Origin of the sequence: Rhodococcus yunnanensis NBRC 103083 (assembly GCF_001895005.1) — a bacterium.
GTDB lineage: Bacteria > Actinomycetota > Actinomycetes > Mycobacteriales > Mycobacteriaceae > Rhodococcoides > Rhodococcoides yunnanense.
Window position 1 is genome coordinate 42380 of the sequence record NZ_BCXH01000005.1, and the last position, 16248, is coordinate 58627.

A 16248-nucleotide genomic window follows, 5' to 3' on the forward strand; every position below is an offset into this window, starting at 1 on the left:
GGTACAGTCAAGTGCATGGCGCGCCCACTCGACCACGGCAAGAGAGCTGAACTCCTGCAGGAGGTATGCCGCTACATCGGGGTTCACGGTCTGGACGACCTGACGCTGCGGCCACTGGCAGCCGCGTTGGGCACGAGCTCGCGGATGCTGATCTACTACTTCGACTCGCGCGAGAATCTGATCGTGCAAGCTCTGGCGAGCCAGCGCCCTGCCTTCGCCGATATGTTCGACGGCGTCGAGAACCTGTCCGGGCTCGAAACGCGACTGAACCTACTGTGGCGCAACATGACGGTAGGTCCAGACGAAGTCAGTTCCCGCATTCTCATGCAGGTTCTGGGCATCGCAACGATCAAGGGTGGGATCTTTGCGGAGTACGCTCGCTCGACTGTCCTCGCGCTGACGGAGGCGCTGGCGAATGCCTACACGCGGTGTGGACATGCTCCTGACGAGAGTTGGCTCGAGGCGACGATCCTCGGAGCTGGATTCAGGGGCTTGCTTATCGATCGTTTTTCGACAGGGCAGCCGGAACGCACCGATCTGGCTGCTGCGATGCTGTTCGGCAGTGTGGTGTCGGTCAGCTCTTCGCGCCGGGAGGGAACGGGTTGAATCGTTCGCCGGAGGCCCATATTTGTGACCACTCCCAAAGTGGTTCCAGCGCTTGGCTCAGCCGGATGCCGGCGAAGCTCAGTTCGTAGGAGCGGTTCGGGTTCTTTTCGACGACGCCTGCATCCTGGAGTTGGCGGAGTCGCTCCGCCAGCATGCTCGATGAGCAGTTGTTCATGCGTCGCCGCAGCTCGAGAAATCCCATCTGACCGGCTTCGAGCTCCCACAGAATTCGCAGGCTCCACCGCTGTCCCAGGAGGTCCATCGCCTGATGCGCAGCGGCCGTTGCCGGCTCATCGTCAGGCCGAGGGGGAGTTGGATCACTTGCGCTTCTCATTCAGAAGCACGATACTTGCTTCTGAATCAGAAGTGTTTGGCTGGCGGAGAGGGCACGGTATGTCGACTGATCCCATCGGACGAACTGCATTGGTGACCGGTGCTTCGCGGGGGATAGGGGCGGAGGTTGCGCGCCAACTGGCAGAGATGGGCTTCCTGGTCATCGTCAACTATCGCGAGAAGCGGGTTCGCGCGGACAAGGTGGTGGATGAGATCGAACGTTCGGGTGGTCGAGCTGTGGCTCTCGGAGCGGACTTGTCCGACGAAATGAGCGTGACTGCACTGGTTTCCGGCATCACTGATACTTTCGGGCAACTCGATTTGTTGGTGTTGAACGCCTCGGGCGGTTTGGAGTTGGATGCCGCACCGGGCTATGCGATGAAGTTGAATCGCGACTCCCAGCTGAGGCTGACCGAGCTCGTCCGACCGATCTTGCGAGTCGGTGGCCGGATAGTGTTCGTCACCAGCCATCAATCCCACTTCTTCGGCCAGCAACCAGTGCCGAAGGATTACGAGCCGATCGCGCGGAGTAAGCGGGCAGGCGAAGATGCTCTCCGTGCGCTCATTCCCCAGCTGAATGAACAAGGTGTGGACCTCACGGTCGTGTCCGGCGACATGATCGACGGAACCATCATCGTGCGTTTACTCGAACGACGAGACCCGGACGCTGTGTCCTCTCGCCGAGAGCGCGGCGCACTTCCGACGATCGACGAGTTCGCGCGCGTCGTGGCCGAGGCGTCGACGGCTCCCGTCGAACCCGGCCAGACGTTTTACGTCGGAGGCGCTGACTACCTGGCGACCGGCGCAGTCGATCTATAGGCCCGGAGGGTGCGCCGCAGGAGAGGCAATCGAGGATCGCTGTTTCCGTACGACCTGGTAGCTCACCGAGAGGAACAGAACTCCACCGACTATGAACCACGGATTCCACAGGATGAGGCTCATCCGTGTCTGCTCCGGGCCGACCGCTGATCGGACATCACCTGCATCGGTGAGGAGGACGATCTGGATCAGGACTCCGCGCACCAACATCGCCAGACCCGCAGCACCGAGCAGCCAGCCCAAGATTCGGCGAAGTCGTTGTGAGTAAGAAGGATTCGACGCCGCACGAACCAGGACCGCGGCAACGATCAGGGCTGCTGCTACGCCCCACAAACCGAACACCACGAACGAAGTCGGCCGACTGGCCGCCAGCTCCGTTCCTGCCGACGACGCCAAGCCTGTCGAACCTCCCAAAGCCCAGAACACGTGAAGTGCGGCGAATGCGCAGCACCACCCGACTGCGCCGACGACGAACCAATTTCTTGCCCCCATTTGCCTTATGCTACTGCCCGATTCGCGACGCAATGGCACTCGGTTCGGTTGCCACGGCCGTCGAATATGTCAGTCGAACTCGCCGGCGGCCAATGCCTGCGATACTGGGCGGGTGGGTGAACTCTGGATGCTCGAGGACCAGGAACCGTGGCCTGATACCCCGGAGCAGGGGATGACCTTCGAGCCGACGACGTTCTGGGCGTTTCCCGACGTGATGGAGCTACCGCCTGAGGTGTGCACCGAAATCCCGGCACGCATCGAAGAGGTTTCGGTGGGTGGTCGCACAGAGCGCATCGCGCATCTCGGTCACGGGTTCACCACCATCGTCGTCGTAGATCACGACGACCTGGTCGGTGACGTGACACTGCGGGGATGCCTGGTGTGGGACCGCTACCTCTGGATGGAATACAGGACTCGCCTGCAGGGCCGGCTGCGCCTGGTCGAGAGGCGAGGGCACCTTGCTGTACGGGAAGACCTTGCACCGACTGCGCATGCGGGGATGTTCAGCGTCACGCCCAGCGGGCCGGTGACGTACTTTCGGTCCGGCGAGATCCCCGAGCACTTCGGTGTCCGATGGAATGCGTCCGTGGTCCAGTTCGAAGACTGAGGGAAAACCCGCGAACCGGTACCGCCTGAGCCGTATCCGTCCTATGCTGCATGTGATCCGATCATGTTCGAGGCACTGGTGTCGACGCCCAGCTTCTGCCTCAATCCCCGGGTAGTTCACCTTCCAAGAACTTCACTATGGAGTGAAAGCACATGAGCATCAAAGCAATAGGAAATAGCTCTGAGCGAGAGGCCGTCGAGAGCATCCTCGACGGCAACCGCGAAGCCCTCATCGAGACCGTGAGAGGGCTATCCGAGGACGACGCTCGCAGGCGACTCGTTGCGTCGTTGACAACGCCGATTTCGCTGATCAAGCACGCAGCTGCCGCTGAACGCATTTGGTTTCAACGGTTCTGGGCAGGTCTGGAGGAATCGGAATGCGACGGGTACTCACGACGGGACGAAGGAACCTTCGCTGTGACAGACGATGAGACGCTGGCAGGAGTCATCGCCGAGTTCGAGCGTGCCAGTCGACGGTCACGTGAGATCGCGTCCCGCTTCGATCTGGACGACACGATAGAGATTCCGCGCGAAGGAACCGTCAGCATGCGGCGGACTCTTCTACTGATGATCCAGGAGTTCGCCAGGCATGCAGGACACAGCGACATCCTGCGCGAGCAGATCGACAAACCGGTCCAGTAGTAGCCGCAGCCACCGATCAGTGGGATCGTGCCACCCCCTCACTACATCACGCCCTGCGACCCTGTGGCCATTGAGTTTCAGCTGGCATACTCGGAGCGTGGATGAGCCGCGGAGACGTGTGTCGGTAGTGCTGTTCGACGGGTTCGAGCTGCTCGATGTGTTCGGGCCGGTCGGGCTTTTCTCGATGATTCCCGACGCCATCGCCGTCGAGATGGTGGGCCCGTCGGCCGGCCCGGTGCGCAGCAGTCTGGGCACCGAGGTGGTCGCAACAGCGGGTTACGACGACGCCGAATCCCCTGACATCGTTCTGCTCCCCGGGGGCCGTGGATCTCGCGCGCTCGTACACGACGACGCGTTCCTGACCTGGATCGCCGCATGGGCCAGCGACGCGCAATTGGTGACGTCGGTGTGCACGGGGTCGGCCGTTCTCGCGGCGGCGGGCCTGCTCGACGGCTATCGCGCGACGTCGAACAAGCGTGCCTGGGAATGGGCGACGTCCCATGGCACGTCGGTCGAATGGATCGCCAAAGCCCGCTGGGTCGAAGACCGTGACCGCTGGACTTCCTCGGGCGTTGCAGCCGGAATGGACATGGCCACAGCACTTGTCACGACGCTCTTCGGATCCGAGTTGGCCGAGCGCATGATCGCGGCCGCGGAATTGGAAGTCCACACCGAGTCGGAGTGGGATCCCTTCGCGGAGGCGAACGGACTCGCGTAACCCTACTTAGAAAAGCCTCAGCAGATCAGGTATGAGTACCCGATACCTGGGAGAACAGCATCGCTGCGAGCAGTCTCCGGTCCTGGTCGAGGACGACCGTCCACCATCCGCCCTGCTCAAGGGGGACGACCGTGGACAGAACGGGATCGCCTGTGGAGATGGCGTCGAGGAACTCTTCGTACCCGATCAGCGTGGCGCCCGGGGCGGCCTCGAGCTCTTCGGCGTTCTGCTGCAGCTGCGCGACGCCGCGTTGGTACACGTCGATGGCGTACGGGTACTCCCACTCCTGCATCGCCTCGTGAAACTGTACGAGCGCGTCGGTGGAGGTATTGGACGACGCAATCTGGACCAGGTCGGCCGAGGTCAGATGAGCGACCGGCTCGGGGAAGCCGCGGAAGATGCCGTCCGGGTCGACCCCGTCGGCGAAGGTCTCGAAATCCATGTTCGCGATGGACAGGTTGTTCTCGATATTCCACATCTCGGCCGGAATCACACGAAAGGTTCTGCCCGGCAGGTGATCCGGGACGGCCGTGTTCGAGTCCAGGACAACGATGGGGTGTTCGCGGTGGGTGACGGTGACGTTGTCGACGAGGAACGCGTACGACGTCGGTAGATCACCGATGAGCTCCAGTAGCCGCTCGGCGGTGAGGCCGTCGTATGCGGGGTTGTCGATGCACGTCAGGTACGCCTCGAAGTCGGTGTCACCACCGGACTGAACCGGCGCCATCGCAGCAAGCGCAACCTCACGCCATGCGGCATCGTCGGTGAAATCGGTACGTATGAACACTGATTCGCCGCCGCCGAGGTGATCGTCGAGAATGCGTCCGGTGCCGAGGGTCTCCAGGATCTCCGCTTCGCGTGCCGCGGCGCGTTCGGCGTCCAGTTCGGCTGCGATCTCGTCCGGGCGACGACCGGGTGGGTCGACCGGGACGATCGATTCGACGATGCGGGTGCAGTCGGCCGCGTCGAGCTCATCGTTGCTGCGAATTTCGTACGTCCACACCCCGGCCACCTGACGGTGCCGAGCGGGCGTGAGGGTCGACGGCCATTCGAGCTCGGGTTCGCCGATCGCGGTGACCCACCGCCGCAGCATCAGGTGGGTCTGCTGGCTGTAGACAGTGAGATCCAGTGCGCCGGTGCGCGGATCGCCGTCCTGCGGATGGGAACCGATGACGGTCGGTAACCACGACGGTAATGCCCGGGGGATCTCGCCGATCACCTGTTGCTTTCGCTCGTGGTCCAGCTGCGCCTGATTCGAAGGCTCCGCCTTCTGCTCTCGCGACGGGCCGGTCCAGGTGAAGACCTCGTGGTCGAAATTCTCGTCGAGGACTGGGTCCTCGAGTTCCATCCAGTACTCTCCGACCTGCCACGACAAGGCGACGCCGTACTGCGCGTCGAACACGTAGGTAGTGCGCTCGGTCGAATGTTGCTCGCGGAACGATACTTCCCATCCGTCGCGGCCGCGGACCTGGACGGGTTGCGGCTCGCTGGGATCGACCATGCGCTGCGACGGGAACCCGCCTGCGGTGATGGGCGGCCACGATTCGTAGGCGTGCAGCAGGGTGGAAGGGAATCCGATTCGCGCTACGAGGTCATGCGGAGACTTGGCGGTATGCAGCATCACGCCGTCGTCGGCGCGGCGGTACGTGTCGGTGGCGTTCTCGATGAACACCGGGTTGCCGTCCGCATCGTCTATCCGCCACCTCGACGGAGGTGCATGACGAACGCGTTGGACGGAATCACCGGGGCCGAAGACGACGGCGCGGATGGTGCGGCCGATAGTGCTGTAGTTCGAGCCTCGGATCTGCGCCCACGACATAACCATGAATTCAACGTATCCGATCGGTGGGCGCAGCCGTGGGAATGCGTTCCGGCCCGAAGTATTTCTTGACAGCCGATACAGCTGTGTTCGTCGGCGCCAGTACTGCTGCGGCGGAGACGAACACAGCGGCATCACCCGCGGTCGGGCCTATTTCGCGAGCGTGGCGGAGAGCTCGGCCTGATCGCCGATGTCGAAGACGGGGTTGGTCAGGTGCACGTCAAGGGTGTTGTTCGGGCCCGCGATGATGGCGTTGAGCACCGGGGTGAAAGCGCCGCAGTTCTGGAACTGCGGAATGGTGTAGCTGCCGGTGACGTGGGCGTCGGCGGCGTTGTTGCCGATCAGTTCGATGGCGTCGATCGAACCACTGAGATCGGCTGTGGTGGGTTCGGTGATGCAGTTGCTGCCCACGGGGATCAGATCGATCGCCGACGACCCGGCCGAGCCCGTGTCGATTCCGAGCGGCTTGACGGAGTCGATTCGAATTCTGAAACTCTGTTGCACATCGAGATCGAGGGTCGGAACCTCGTCGGTGCCGCCCAGGGCGATGCTGCCCGAGACGGGCGTCGGGTCGACGATCGAGATGTCGAAGTTGGCCAGCGTCACCGGCCCGAGTTTCAGGTCGGCCGACGCCTGCGGCAGCACCAGCGACCCGCTCACGGACCCGCCGGCCAGATCGACGTCGGTGGACAGATCGGTCGTCGGGAACACCACCGGCTGTCCCGTCTTGGCGATGACGGTCGTCGTATCGGCCTGGAACGTGATGCCCAACGTGTCGGCTGCGTTGGCCGGCGTTGCGATCATGGTTGCGAGCGCGACGCTCGACGCCAGAGCCGTCATCGTCACGGTCATCTTGTTGCGCAGTCTCATGCGTGCTCCTCCGAAATTCGTTGTGGTGGAGGACGGTCGAGTTGTTGCACGGTTGAGCGGCATCGATCGAACGTCCGTGTCCGAGGTGGGTAGCCGATTCCTGTCGAGCGATCGGCACCCGAGGGAGACGTTAGGTGAGCGAACGAAATGTCAGAAGTGGATCTTGCGAATTGATGACATTTCACAACCGGGTGGCGAGTTTGTTGTTTCTTGTCGTCAACAGTAAAAATCGCAGCGCTCGAACCGGCTCTGGTTCATGGACTTTCGGTCCGGTTCCGGGGAGGGAAGTAGCCCCTACGCCTCGGAAGTGGGTGGGCCGCTCCGAGCGATGGCCAGGACTTCGTCGAGGTACGACGCAATCGCGTCGCGGTTGCGGATGATGTTCCTGGCGCGCTCGTCCATGCGATCACGCTCGTGCTCCAGCGTCGCGATCATGTCCGGCGTCGCATCACTGAAGTGAATGATGCGAGGCTTGTCGAGGCACGGCAGGATCTGCTTGATGATGCGCGTAGGCAGCCCCGCATCGAGGAGGCCGCGGATCTGGATCACCCGATCGACGAATCTGTCGTCGTACTCGCGGTAGCCGTTGGCTCTTCTGGTCGACGCGATCAGCTCGCGTTCCTCGTAGTACCGCAGCAGGCGCACCGATGTTCCCGACGCGTGTGCCAGTTCCCCGATGCGCATCGAACCCCTCCCGACCTGGGCCGCTACGGCCGTATCGGCCGAGTGCTTGACCCTCACATTAGTGTCAGGGTTTGAGCATAGGTGCATGAATCGCCTTTCGGAATTGGAACCCCGCACCGACCGGCTGCCGATGCTCGCGCTCCTCGCGCTCGCCACCGCGGTGTTCGTCACGAGTCTGACCGAGACTCTCCCCGCCGGCCTGCTGCCGAAGATGAGCGCATCGCTGGGCGTCGGCGAGTCTGCTGCTGGCCAGACGATCACCGTGTACGCCATCGGAACTGCCCTGACGACCATTCCGCTCACTGCAGCCACCGTACGGTGGCGCCGAAAGGTGTTGCTGCAGATGTCCATCATCGGTTTCGCCGCCGCGAACTCGGTGACCGCGGTGTCATCGATATACGAGGTGACGATGGCAGCGCGTTTCGTGGCAGGGATGGCCGCCGGTGTGGCGTGGGCACTGCTGGCGGGATATGCGCGACGCCTTGTGCCCGTGCATCTTCAGGGGCGGGCCATCGCGGTGGCCATGGCGGGAATTCCCGTCGCGCTGGCGCTCGGGGTGCCCGCGGGCACGTACGTCGGCAACGAATTCGGTTGGCGCGTCGCATTCTGGGTGATGACGGCTGTTGCCGTCGTTCTCATCGGCTGGGTTGCGCTGTTGGTGCCGGACTTCCCCGGCAGCGACGTCAGGGCACGTGCGGCGGTGGTGCGCACACTCGCGATCCCCGGCGTCGGTGCGGTGCTGTTCGTGACATTCGCGTACGTGCTGGCGCACACGATCTTCTATACCTACATTGCGCCGTTCCTCGACAGCGTCGGGTTCGGAGGACATGTGGACGTGGCGTTGTTGGTGTTCGGCGTCGCGTGCCTGGGCAGTATCTGGCTGGTCGGGTCCACGATCGATCGACGCCTCTGCGTGCTCATGATCGCGTCGACCGTCTTGTTCGCAGTGGCGGCGACGGCGTTGGCGATTGCGGGGCGCTCGCCGATCGTGCTGTATGCCGCGCTGATCCTGTGGGGAATGGCGTGGGGCGGGGCTCCGACGTTGCTGCAGACTGCCGCCGGTATCGCGGGCGGGTCGTCCGCCGACCAAGCCCAAGCACTGTTGGTGACGCTGTGGAATGCGGCAATGGCGGTCGGCGGCGTGGTCGGCGGTGTGCTGCTGAGCCATTCCGGCCCTCGGTCGCTGCCGTGGGCAGCTCTGGTGATTCTGGTCCCGACGCTCGGATGCGTTCTGTGGGAGAGCCGCCGCAGCGGCGGCCGAGAGGCTCGGTCATCCACGCCCTGAGGCGCGTCGGCTCGGTGGGCGTGGTCGCGCACTGGTGGTGGATTGGCCGGAGGTTGGGCTGACGAGGTCAGCGGCCGATGCTGTCGAGTTCCTCGATGTCGTGCACGGACAGTGCAACTGTCGCCCCTGTGATGTTCTCTCGCAGGTGCTCGATCTTGGACGTGCCCGGGATGAGAAGAATGTTGTCCGATCGCCGTAGTAACCAGGCAAGAGCGATGGCCATCGGCGTCGCGTCGAGTCTCGTTGCGACAGAGGAGAGCGCGTCTGCTTGCAGAGGTGTGAATCCACCCAGAGGGAAGAACGGTACGTAGGCGATGCCGTCGGTGGCGAGGTGGTCGATCAGTTGGTCGTCCCATCGGTTGGCGAGGTTGTACATGTTCTGCACGCACGCAATGGGTGCGACCGTGCGGGCTTCGGTGACTTGATCGGCGGTGACATTGCTGACTCCGAGCTGATCGATCAATCCGCGTTGCTGGAGTTCGGCGAGAGTTTCCATGGCCTCGATGATCGAACCGGGTTGCGGCCCAGTGGCATCCCCCATACGCATGTTCACCAGATCCAGACGCTCCACACCCAGCGTATCGAGGTTCTCGTACACCTGCCTGCGGAGATCGTCGGGAGTGCGAGCCGTGGGCCAGCCGCCCGCGCTGTCGCGGTCAGCGCCGACCTTGGTCGCGATCAACAACGAGTCCGCATAGGGGTGCAGGGCTTCACGGATGAGTTGATTGGTCAGGTGGGGGCCATATGCACCGCTGGTGTCGATGTGGGTGATGCCGAGCTCGACTGCCTCGCGCAAGACTGCGATTGCACCGTCGTGATCGTTCGGAGGGCCCATGACCCAGGGCCCGGAGAGCTGCATGGCCCCGTACCCGAAACGGGCGACGTCGCGGTTGCCCAGGTTCCGGGTGCCGCCGGGAAGTGAGGTCAGGTTCTTGGTCATCGAGTTTGCCTTCCTTGTCTGACTGCCGGGTGGTGTTTCAGCTCGGCTTGTACAAGCATGGGAGAGCAACTCTCCAGTGGGAAGTACGCACTCGAGAGTGCGTTACCCCCCTGATCGAAAGGAATTCGTTGTGGCCACGTCCACCGCTGCCCAGAGACGAGATGAACGCAAGAACTCCTACAACGCGCTGCTGGCGGCGTGTCCGAGCCGTCAACTGTTGGATCGGATCTCCGACAAGTGGGTTGTGCTGGTCTTGTGCGCTTTGGGTGGTGATGGCCCGGACGGTACGGGAGAGCCGACTACCCTTCGCTATTCGGAGCTATCGCGCATCATCGCGGGCGTGAGCGAAAAGATGCTTACCCAGACCCTTCGATCCTTGGAAAGAGATGGATTGATCACGCGGGCTGTCACACCGACCGTGCCGGTCACGGTGGACTACGCGCTCACCGAACTCGGCCTGTCGCTCCATCGAACCGCCCGCCTTCTCAGAACCTGGGCACAAGACAATATGGACGCCGTTCACGCCAATCGCGAGCACTATGACGGTGGCCGCTGACGACGGCCTTATTTCTGCAGGGCATGACCCCTGCGCTCACGGCAAGAAGGCGCCGCAGGCCACTGATTGCTTCGTCGCGGTCTCGCAACTGACGACGAGAGGTGCCTACCGAGGAAACTTGCTTCCCGCATTGAGATCCACCCTCGGCGGTCCTGTCGCCTGTGGCGAGCGAACTCGCGATGAGAACTCGACACACATTATGCACCCGTTTCCCTGGCCGCTCGGGTGATCGATACCACGGACCAACCCATCACAACGAAGGCCGCGGACATAGTCTTCGACGCCAACGGCGAGATCGACGACATCATCATCCGAACGGTGGTCTGACATGGGGTACATGCGCGACTTCGGCGGTGAATCCCGCCTCGACGGATTCGACCCGCTGCGTGATCTCCCGAATGTCATCGGCAACTGGGCCCTCTCGGTTCGGATGGATACCGTCCGAGGTGTACAGGGTCGGGGTCCGAAAGCCAGCCTTCGGACAGTGGGTCGATGAACGTCACGCCTGCACGCTCGGCAGCTCCGCGCACGTCGTCTCGCGCACGGTCGGTGCGGTCGGGTCGACCTTCGGCGCGTAGATCGGCCCGACCGCCACGATCCGCGCCTGCGGTGCCTGCGCCTGCAGCTCGGCGAACGTCGCTGCGGCTGCCTCGCCGATGCCAGGTTGACCAGCGTCGTTCGTGCTGGCCTTGCACGATGATCAGATTCGGTTTCGTGGCGGTGGCTGCCTTGGTCCGGGTCTCGTCGGTGAACGAGTGCGATCCCTCCGGTCCGTCGTTGACATACACGGTTCCTGATTCGCCGACGACGTTGGTGCGCCAGCAGAGTTGGCGGGTGATGGTCTTCGATCAGCCGATGAGATTGTCCGCACCCACGCCGACCGAGTACGAGTCGCCGAGGATCGACACCGGGAGGTAGTTCGAGGCCGCAGTTTTGGGGATGACGTACGCCGAGGGGCTGTCGCTGGCAGCGTTCGCGGTGCGGTTGTGGGCGTCGAGCAATCCTCCTGCGACCGCGACGACCGTGACTGCCGCGATCACCGTCCAACGATTGCCTGTGTCTTCGTCCCCCATCGTCGTTTAGCCATGCGCAGCATTGTGCCTGACGGATGATCTTGTTGCCGACCCGTTCATCCAGTCGAATGACTGCTACGACTGCGGGGCTCCCCGTAGCTTGCGAGGAATGAATATCGCGATCTTCGTTCTTACCGTCTTGGCGGCACTGTCGGGGGGTTACACCCTTGTGGAACTTCGTCAATCCAGAAATCAGATCGGTGCGCTGGAACGACAGGATTTTGCAATCGACGGCAACCGTGATTCGTTCGACAGCCCAAACCCAGTCGCGCCGGGCACGTACAACGAGCGGACAGTCCTCTCCGCGATGAAGCCCAGCGTGGTCGGATATCTGGCCCCAGGGGTCACGCTGGTTACTTCACTCGCAGCCGCCCTCTTGTCTCTCCTTGTGGCGATCCAATCGGGCGCATAACGCGAGTTATCTCCGCGTTTGCCGGGCATCGACTGCGTATACAACAGGCAGACGGGACTCCTCCGAACGACAAGCCTGCCGTCCAAACATCAGCCGAACCACGCGTCAACAGTTCGACGCCACCGAAGACCCTGTGAACCATCACCGTTGGTGGCAGAATCTTCACCGTCGTTGGCTTGACTGATGCGACCACAGTTGGCAGAGGAAGTCTTGAATGTTGGGGACCCCTACTGCGTGCACAGTCATCAGTGCCGTAGGCAAGGGTGAGCTGATGGTGAATGTGCGCGATTACGGAGCTACCGGTCTTGGGGTTGTCAGCGAGCGAGCAGCGTTCGAAGCTGCCGTGAACGCGTTGCCCGCACGGGGCGGCACACTCTTTATTCCGCCCGGAACCTACAACGACCCATGCCTTCGCAATGCAGGTAAGTCGTTCCGGGTCGTTTGTGACAACCCGCTTCTCGTCCAGACCATGGCCGCCCCGGTCATCTGCATGCTCGGTGCATGGGGCTCCACTCGTACGGTCTCGGCGGTCACAAATACCACGTTTAACCAGGCATCCTCAGGTGAACCCGTCGCCGCGCACGTATTGTCTGTCTCCGCAGCATCGACATGCTTCAAGCCCGGTGACCGGGTGTTTGTCTTCGCGGACGACACCATCCCCGAGCGGCGATTGACGGACGATGTCACCGAAGACCGGAACGGACAGTTCGCGGTCATCGACTCCGTTACGTCCACCTCCGTAACGCTGACTCAGCGACTACGCGATTCGTACACCTCCAACGTGCGTATCGCAGTTCTTGCCGATTTGCCTATAGAGGTAACAGGACGCTTCACCATCGACACCGTCGAGGCCGCATTCACAGAGAAGTGGAAGAACACGCTCATAAAGCTCGACTCCCTGATCAGTCCCCGACTGCGTGGCTTCACCATCGTGCGCGGTTCCTCGATGGGCGTCCAGATCAAATCATGCCTGAACCACAAGATCGACGACTACGAGGTGTGCAACCTTGTCGACAACCCGGCCACCGACCAGCTCGGTTACGCATTCGCTGACAACGCATCGGAGATGGGATACATCGGTGCTGGCTACGTTCAGAACGTGCGCCACGGATGGACGGACATCGGCCCTCGTATCAAGGCAGGCGCTGGCGGTCCCGAGAGCTACGGGCGCTCGTACCGCGCGATGATAGACGGCATGGTCGTGGTCGGTTCATCCTCCGACGCAATCTCTCCCCACCAGTGCGGTGAAGGGCACATCTTCAGGAACGTAGTTGCTCAAGGTGGGCGGTCGTCAGGGTTCGGGATCCGCGGGCGCAATCATCAATTCATCGACTGTGTATCGCGTAACAACCCTCGCGACTTTCGTCTCATCACAGACACTCAAGGCGGTCAGACTTTCGGAATCAGCATCATCAACCCAACGATCGAGAAGGATGCAGACACTGGGGCGGCGGCTATCACCATCTCCAACCACACCGGCGCGACCGACCCGATGGTGGGAGTGCGTACCAACAAGCTCATAGCCACGATCGACGGGGGTAGGTGCCAGGGCGCTGCGAAGTTTCTCCACGCGATCAACGCGACAGTGCGGGTAGTGGGCAACCCACACATAGTGCTGCCATCCACCGTGCCAGACGGGTCCGCCCCCATCGAACTCAGTAATGCAGTCGTCACGATGGATGGGACGCTTGATTACCGCGAGAACACTGCTGGGGTATCCCTGAGGGCAGTTCAAATCAACGACGGGACCTCCACCTTTCAGAGCGAGGTTCTTCGGTTTCGCGATACTTCCGACGTGGACACGCGACTGCTTACGGTGGTCAACGGAGTCGGATCTCCAGTGTGTCACGTGCGATCCCTCGTCGCCGACACATACCTGTCATCGACGAGCCCGTTCGGTGGCGTCTACTCCGACCTGGCCTACAGCTGGTCACGGTTCGACGGAAGGGCGAGGTCGAAGTACATCAGCCGTACGCACTCTGACGCCGCCAGCCGATACCCGTTGACGTCATTGATGGACGACTCCATCTTTGTCCGGATCGCGGCCGCAACTGACATCGACCTCCTGTTCGGAATTCTTGATCCGGGCAATCACCTTGGACAGCAGTTGTCGATCTACTACCAGAACACATCCTTTCCCGCTCGAACACTGACAGTCGAAAACTCGTCCAGCAAGGGCACGCAATGGGCGGGTGGTGGCGCGATTCTCACACATCGTCAGACGCGCACTCTCGTCTTCGACGGAACGTATTGGCGCCTTCTCGACTAGCACTCGAAAGGGCCAGGGCCGAAACATTTTTCGTCTGTCAGCCGTCGAAGGCGCATAGCATATCCTCCCAGCACGCACAGTTCGATAGATCGATCGACGTAGGCCAGATCATCCCGCTCGCTCGGTCAACGGCGGAGTCCGCGCCGTTGTTGTGCCTAATCTTCGCAGTTGCCTCCCAACGCGCCAGCTTCATCGTCGAGGCGAGTGTGCTGACCTTCTAGCAGGCGGCTATCAGACGTCTACGGCGAAGTGACCCGTTGTCCAGCACCTCGCTAACGCAGTCGAGGCCGCGGACCACTCGGCTGTGAGCGCGGTAGCTGCCTTTCACGACCCGATGAATTTGCCTCGTCGCTAATGGGACTGCACCAAGCGTCCGCACATGGACGGTACTGCCGACACTGCAGCGTCCGCCGCGATACATCCATATGATCCCTTGCGTGTCGTCGACGCGAGCCGACCGGAGGTCGACCTGTACGAAGTCCTGATCGGCAGCAGCCACTCCTGAACAGGGCAAGCCACAGCGTGCAGCATATCGATGACGACAGCTCCATTTTCGCCCTAGTCGCTTGGCCCGGTGATTCTCGATCCGGAACTTGTGTACTGCTGAGCAAGCACCGATTCTTGCGTCGAATAAGCGAGTGGGTCGCCTTTCACCCGGCATTGCTGTGAGGTTTGAACACGACGCTGTCTGTGATGCGTTGCATTATGGCGGTGTACCCGAGATCGTTTGGGTGAAAATTGTCCCCTGTACCGTCGTTGCTCAGGAACACCGGTCGACCTGACGGACCACGCGAGTTCGTGTTCTCGTAAATGTCCGTGAGCTTAAGAAACCGCGACTTGTCTGCGTCGCAGGCCGCTGCGATCTGTCCGTCGTATTCACGCGCCTTGCTGCTGGGGCGCCAAGTTCCTAGGCACACGATCGCTGCGTCGGGGGCCTCCGACTTCACGCGTCGGACGAGCGCACCGTACTGGCGGCGGAACTCGGAAGGCTCAGTCTCGTCGCCGAATCGGACGTCATTGGTTCCCAGTTCAATCACGACGAGCTGGGAGGCAGGGTCGATGGCGGCGTACTTGCCGACTTCCCACAGTTTCTTACCCGAGACCGCGTCGACCTTCGCGACTGTCGGACCACCTGAATTCCATGTTGCGATGGTCTTGGGAATGTAGCTGTCCTCGTAAGTGGTTGCGGCCCAGCCGTTCGAGATCGAGTCACCGATGAACGTGACCGTTGTGGGCTGTCCGTCTGGTGCGCGCAGTACCTGCAGAGGACCGGCGAACTGAAGTGGGATGCCCCCGATTGCTTCGTCGCGCGGTGGCTCGCGACTTTCGAGATACCAATAGGCTCCTCCAGCTCCGACCACGATGAGCAGGAGCGCCAGGCAGATGAGCCCCAGTTGCACCCAGCGGTTGGAGCGGAGGTGGCGGAGAGTGGTCACTTGGTGCATCATGCCGTACCGCTCTGGCCGTCGCCGTACCAGGAACGAAAGAGAACGCGGCGGCATCCGCAGCGACATCTGTTCTCTGACAGTCAGATGATATCTCGACGGTGAAACCGGAATCAAGCAGGTTTGACCAGGGCTGTCAAGCTCGACGGAGCGCGACGCGACCGCGATTCGCTCACAGAGACGACCCATTCCGTCGCGTCGATGTTGACCAATTCCGGGTGAGGTCTCTGGCTCAGCACCGCTGGCGGGCAGTATTTCGGCAGTGACCAGCTATTCGAGGTCGGGCGGAAAGCCTGGATTCGGCTCGAACTGATGTGGCGTATCGATGTCAAGGTAGCGGCCCGACCAGAAGTCTTGGCGTTGAAGTTGTCCACAGGTTCTGCAGCTTCGATACCGGATCTGGGCGTCGAGCACTTCGCCCTGATGCAGCCAATGGATAGTCCGAACGTCGGTAGAGACCCATCGATGGGAACCGAGATAGCACCGGACACCCCGTTTTTTCAACACAAATAATATATTCGCATGTTTTGTGGTACTTGTTACGACAATTGGCTGAATGTCTGAAGCGTCCGAATCGGGTGTACACGCGAAGAAGCGACGCCCGTCAGCGCAGCTGTCCGCCAGGCTCTCGCTCAACGCGTTGTCGGCGCAGCCTAGTTCGATTCTGGACAGACGTTGC

General features: G+C 61.9%; 18 protein-coding genes. 9 read left to right on the plus strand and 9 right to left on the minus strand.

The window, feature by feature from the left end; all coding sequences use genetic code 11:
• Window positions 1-15 precede the first annotated feature (15 nt).
• On the plus strand, window positions 16-606 hold the full coding sequence (locus tag RY1_RS10335) for a TetR family transcriptional regulator (protein ID WP_072803477.1): 591 nt from the start codon (window positions 16-18) through the stop codon (window positions 604-606).
• Here the strand turns inward: RY1_RS10335 and RY1_RS10340 are convergent.
• Window positions 575-940 (minus strand): winged helix-turn-helix transcriptional regulator, encoded by a 366-nt coding sequence (locus RY1_RS10340; RefSeq protein ID WP_072803478.1) that lies wholly within the window; start codon window positions 938-940, stop codon window positions 575-577. The two genes, RY1_RS10335 and RY1_RS10340, sit on opposite strands and share 32 nt — an antisense overlap.
• 59 nt (window positions 941-999) lie before the next feature.
• Between RY1_RS10340 and RY1_RS10345 the strand changes: the two genes are divergently transcribed.
• Window positions 1000-1758, plus strand: a complete 759-nt coding sequence (locus RY1_RS10345; protein WP_072803479.1) for an SDR family oxidoreductase — start codon at window positions 1000-1002, stop codon at window positions 1756-1758.
• On the opposite strand, the gene RY1_RS10350 is transcribed toward RY1_RS10345, so the two are convergent.
• Window positions 1753-2250, minus strand: a complete 498-nt coding sequence (locus RY1_RS10350; RefSeq protein WP_072803480.1) for a DUF3995 domain-containing protein — start codon at window positions 2248-2250, stop codon at window positions 1753-1755. The genes RY1_RS10345 and RY1_RS10350 overlap by 6 nt on opposite strands.
• A gap of 112 nt (window positions 2251-2362) precedes the next feature.
• Between RY1_RS10350 and RY1_RS10355 the strand changes: the two genes are divergently transcribed.
• The 3 genes from RY1_RS10355 (at window position 2363) to RY1_RS10365 (ending at window position 4216) form a co-directional block, all read left to right on the plus strand.
• Window positions 2363-2857 carry a hypothetical protein gene (locus tag RY1_RS10355; RefSeq protein ID WP_084727313.1) on the plus strand — a complete coding sequence of 165 codons (495 nt, stop codon included), beginning with the start codon at window positions 2363-2365 and terminating at the stop codon, window positions 2855-2857.
• 152 nt (window positions 2858-3009) lie between these two features.
• Window positions 3010-3498, plus strand: coding sequence for a DinB family protein (locus RY1_RS10360; protein WP_072803481.1), 489 nt, complete (start codon window positions 3010-3012; stop codon window positions 3496-3498).
• A gap of 97 nt (window positions 3499-3595) precedes the next feature.
• Window positions 3596-4216: a DJ-1/PfpI family protein gene (locus RY1_RS10365; RefSeq protein WP_072803482.1), complete on the plus strand. Its 621-nt coding sequence runs from the start codon at window positions 3596-3598 to the stop codon at window positions 4214-4216.
• Between the two features lie 25 nt (window positions 4217-4241).
• On the opposite strand, the gene RY1_RS30295 is transcribed toward RY1_RS10365, so the two are convergent.
• From RY1_RS30295 to RY1_RS10380, 3 genes are all read right to left on the minus strand, one after another.
• The gene (locus RY1_RS30295; RefSeq protein WP_072803483.1) at window positions 4242-6041 is read right to left on the minus strand and encodes a DUF6924 domain-containing protein; all 1800 of its coding nucleotides are present in this window, start codon (window positions 6039-6041) and stop codon (window positions 4242-4244) included.
• A gap of 144 nt (window positions 6042-6185) precedes the next feature.
• On the minus strand, window positions 6186-6905 hold the full coding sequence (locus tag RY1_RS10375) for a hypothetical protein (protein ID WP_139279800.1): 720 nt from the start codon (window positions 6903-6905) through the stop codon (window positions 6186-6188).
• A gap of 294 nt (window positions 6906-7199) precedes the next feature.
• Window positions 7200-7589 carry a MerR family transcriptional regulator gene (locus tag RY1_RS10380; protein ID WP_072803485.1) on the minus strand — a complete coding sequence of 130 codons (390 nt, stop codon included), beginning with the start codon at window positions 7587-7589 and terminating at the stop codon, window positions 7200-7202.
• Between the two features lie 85 nt (window positions 7590-7674).
• Between RY1_RS10380 and RY1_RS10385 the strand changes: the two genes are divergently transcribed.
• Complete coding sequence (locus tag RY1_RS10385; RefSeq protein ID WP_072803486.1) at window positions 7675-8874, plus strand: MFS transporter; 1200 nt, start codon at window positions 7675-7677, stop codon at window positions 8872-8874.
• 67 nt (window positions 8875-8941) lie between these two features.
• Here RY1_RS10385 and RY1_RS10390 read toward each other — a convergent pair whose 3' ends face one another.
• Window positions 8942-9814 carry an oxidoreductase gene (locus RY1_RS10390; RefSeq protein ID WP_072803487.1) on the minus strand — a complete coding sequence of 291 codons (873 nt, stop codon included), beginning with the start codon at window positions 9812-9814 and terminating at the stop codon, window positions 8942-8944.
• Window positions 9815-9944: 130 nt separating this feature from the next.
• On the opposite strand from RY1_RS10390, the gene RY1_RS10395 reads away from it, so the two are divergent.
• Window positions 9945-10370 carry a winged helix-turn-helix transcriptional regulator gene (locus RY1_RS10395; RefSeq protein ID WP_072803488.1) on the plus strand — a complete coding sequence of 142 codons (426 nt, stop codon included), beginning with the start codon at window positions 9945-9947 and terminating at the stop codon, window positions 10368-10370.
• A 401-nt stretch (window positions 10371-10771) separates the two neighbouring features.
• Here the strand turns inward: RY1_RS10395 and RY1_RS10400 are convergent, their stop codons facing one another.
• On the minus strand, window positions 10772-11158 hold the full coding sequence (locus RY1_RS10400; RefSeq protein WP_072803489.1) for a hypothetical protein: 387 nt from the start codon (window positions 11156-11158) through the stop codon (window positions 10772-10774).
• Window positions 11159-11218: 60 nt separating this feature from the next.
• On the minus strand, window positions 11219-11410 hold the full coding sequence (locus RY1_RS10405) for a hypothetical protein (protein ID WP_139279801.1): 192 nt from the start codon (window positions 11408-11410) through the stop codon (window positions 11219-11221).
• Between the two features lie 142 nt (window positions 11411-11552).
• Here RY1_RS10405 and RY1_RS10410 point away from each other — a divergent pair, with 142 nt between their 5' ends.
• Both RY1_RS10410 and RY1_RS10415 read left to right on the plus strand, forming a co-directional pair.
• Window positions 11553-11855 carry a hypothetical protein gene (locus tag RY1_RS10410; RefSeq protein ID WP_072803491.1) on the plus strand — a complete coding sequence of 101 codons (303 nt, stop codon included), beginning with the start codon at window positions 11553-11555 and terminating at the stop codon, window positions 11853-11855.
• A gap of 631 nt (window positions 11856-12486) precedes the next feature.
• Window positions 12487-14124, plus strand: a complete 1638-nt coding sequence (locus RY1_RS10415) for a hypothetical protein (protein ID WP_072803492.1) — start codon at window positions 12487-12489, stop codon at window positions 14122-14124.
• Between the two features lie 650 nt (window positions 14125-14774).
• On the opposite strand, the gene RY1_RS10420 is transcribed toward RY1_RS10415, so the two are convergent.
• Window positions 14775-15560, minus strand: coding sequence for an SGNH/GDSL hydrolase family protein (locus RY1_RS10420; protein ID WP_169914640.1), 786 nt, complete (start codon window positions 15558-15560; stop codon window positions 14775-14777).
• Window positions 15561-16248: the final 688 nt, after the last annotated feature.

Coding starts and splice junctions, on each gene's coding strand:
- RY1_RS30295 (WP_072803483.1), bottom strand. CDS start 6,041: ATGGTTATGTCGTGGGCGCAGATCCGAGGCTCGAACTACAGCACTATC.
- RY1_RS10345 (WP_072803479.1), top strand. CDS start 1,000: ATGTCGACTGATCCCATCGGACGAACTGCATTGGTGACCGGTGCTTCG.
- RY1_RS10385 (WP_072803486.1), top strand. CDS start 7,675: ATGAATCGCCTTTCGGAATTGGAACCCCGCACCGACCGGCTGCCGATG.
- RY1_RS10375 (WP_139279800.1), bottom strand. CDS start 6,905: ATGAGACTGCGCAACAAGATGACCGTGACGATGACGGCTCTGGCGTCG.
- RY1_RS10350 (WP_072803480.1), bottom strand. CDS start 2,250: ATGGGGGCAAGAAATTGGTTCGTCGTCGGCGCAGTCGGGTGGTGCTGC.
- RY1_RS10410 (WP_072803491.1), top strand. CDS start 11,553: ATGAATATCGCGATCTTCGTTCTTACCGTCTTGGCGGCACTGTCGGGG.
- RY1_RS10335 (WP_072803477.1), top strand. CDS start 16: ATGGCGCGCCCACTCGACCACGGCAAGAGAGCTGAACTCCTGCAGGAG.
- RY1_RS10390 (WP_072803487.1), bottom strand. CDS start 9,814: ATGACCAAGAACCTGACCTCACTTCCCGGCGGCACCCGGAACCTGGGC.
- RY1_RS10380 (WP_072803485.1), bottom strand. CDS start 7,589: ATGCGCATCGGGGAACTGGCACACGCGTCGGGAACATCGGTGCGCCTG.
- RY1_RS10360 (WP_072803481.1), top strand. CDS start 3,010: ATGAGCATCAAAGCAATAGGAAATAGCTCTGAGCGAGAGGCCGTCGAG.
- RY1_RS10340 (WP_072803478.1), bottom strand. CDS start 940: ATGAGAAGCGCAAGTGATCCAACTCCCCCTCGGCCTGACGATGAGCCG.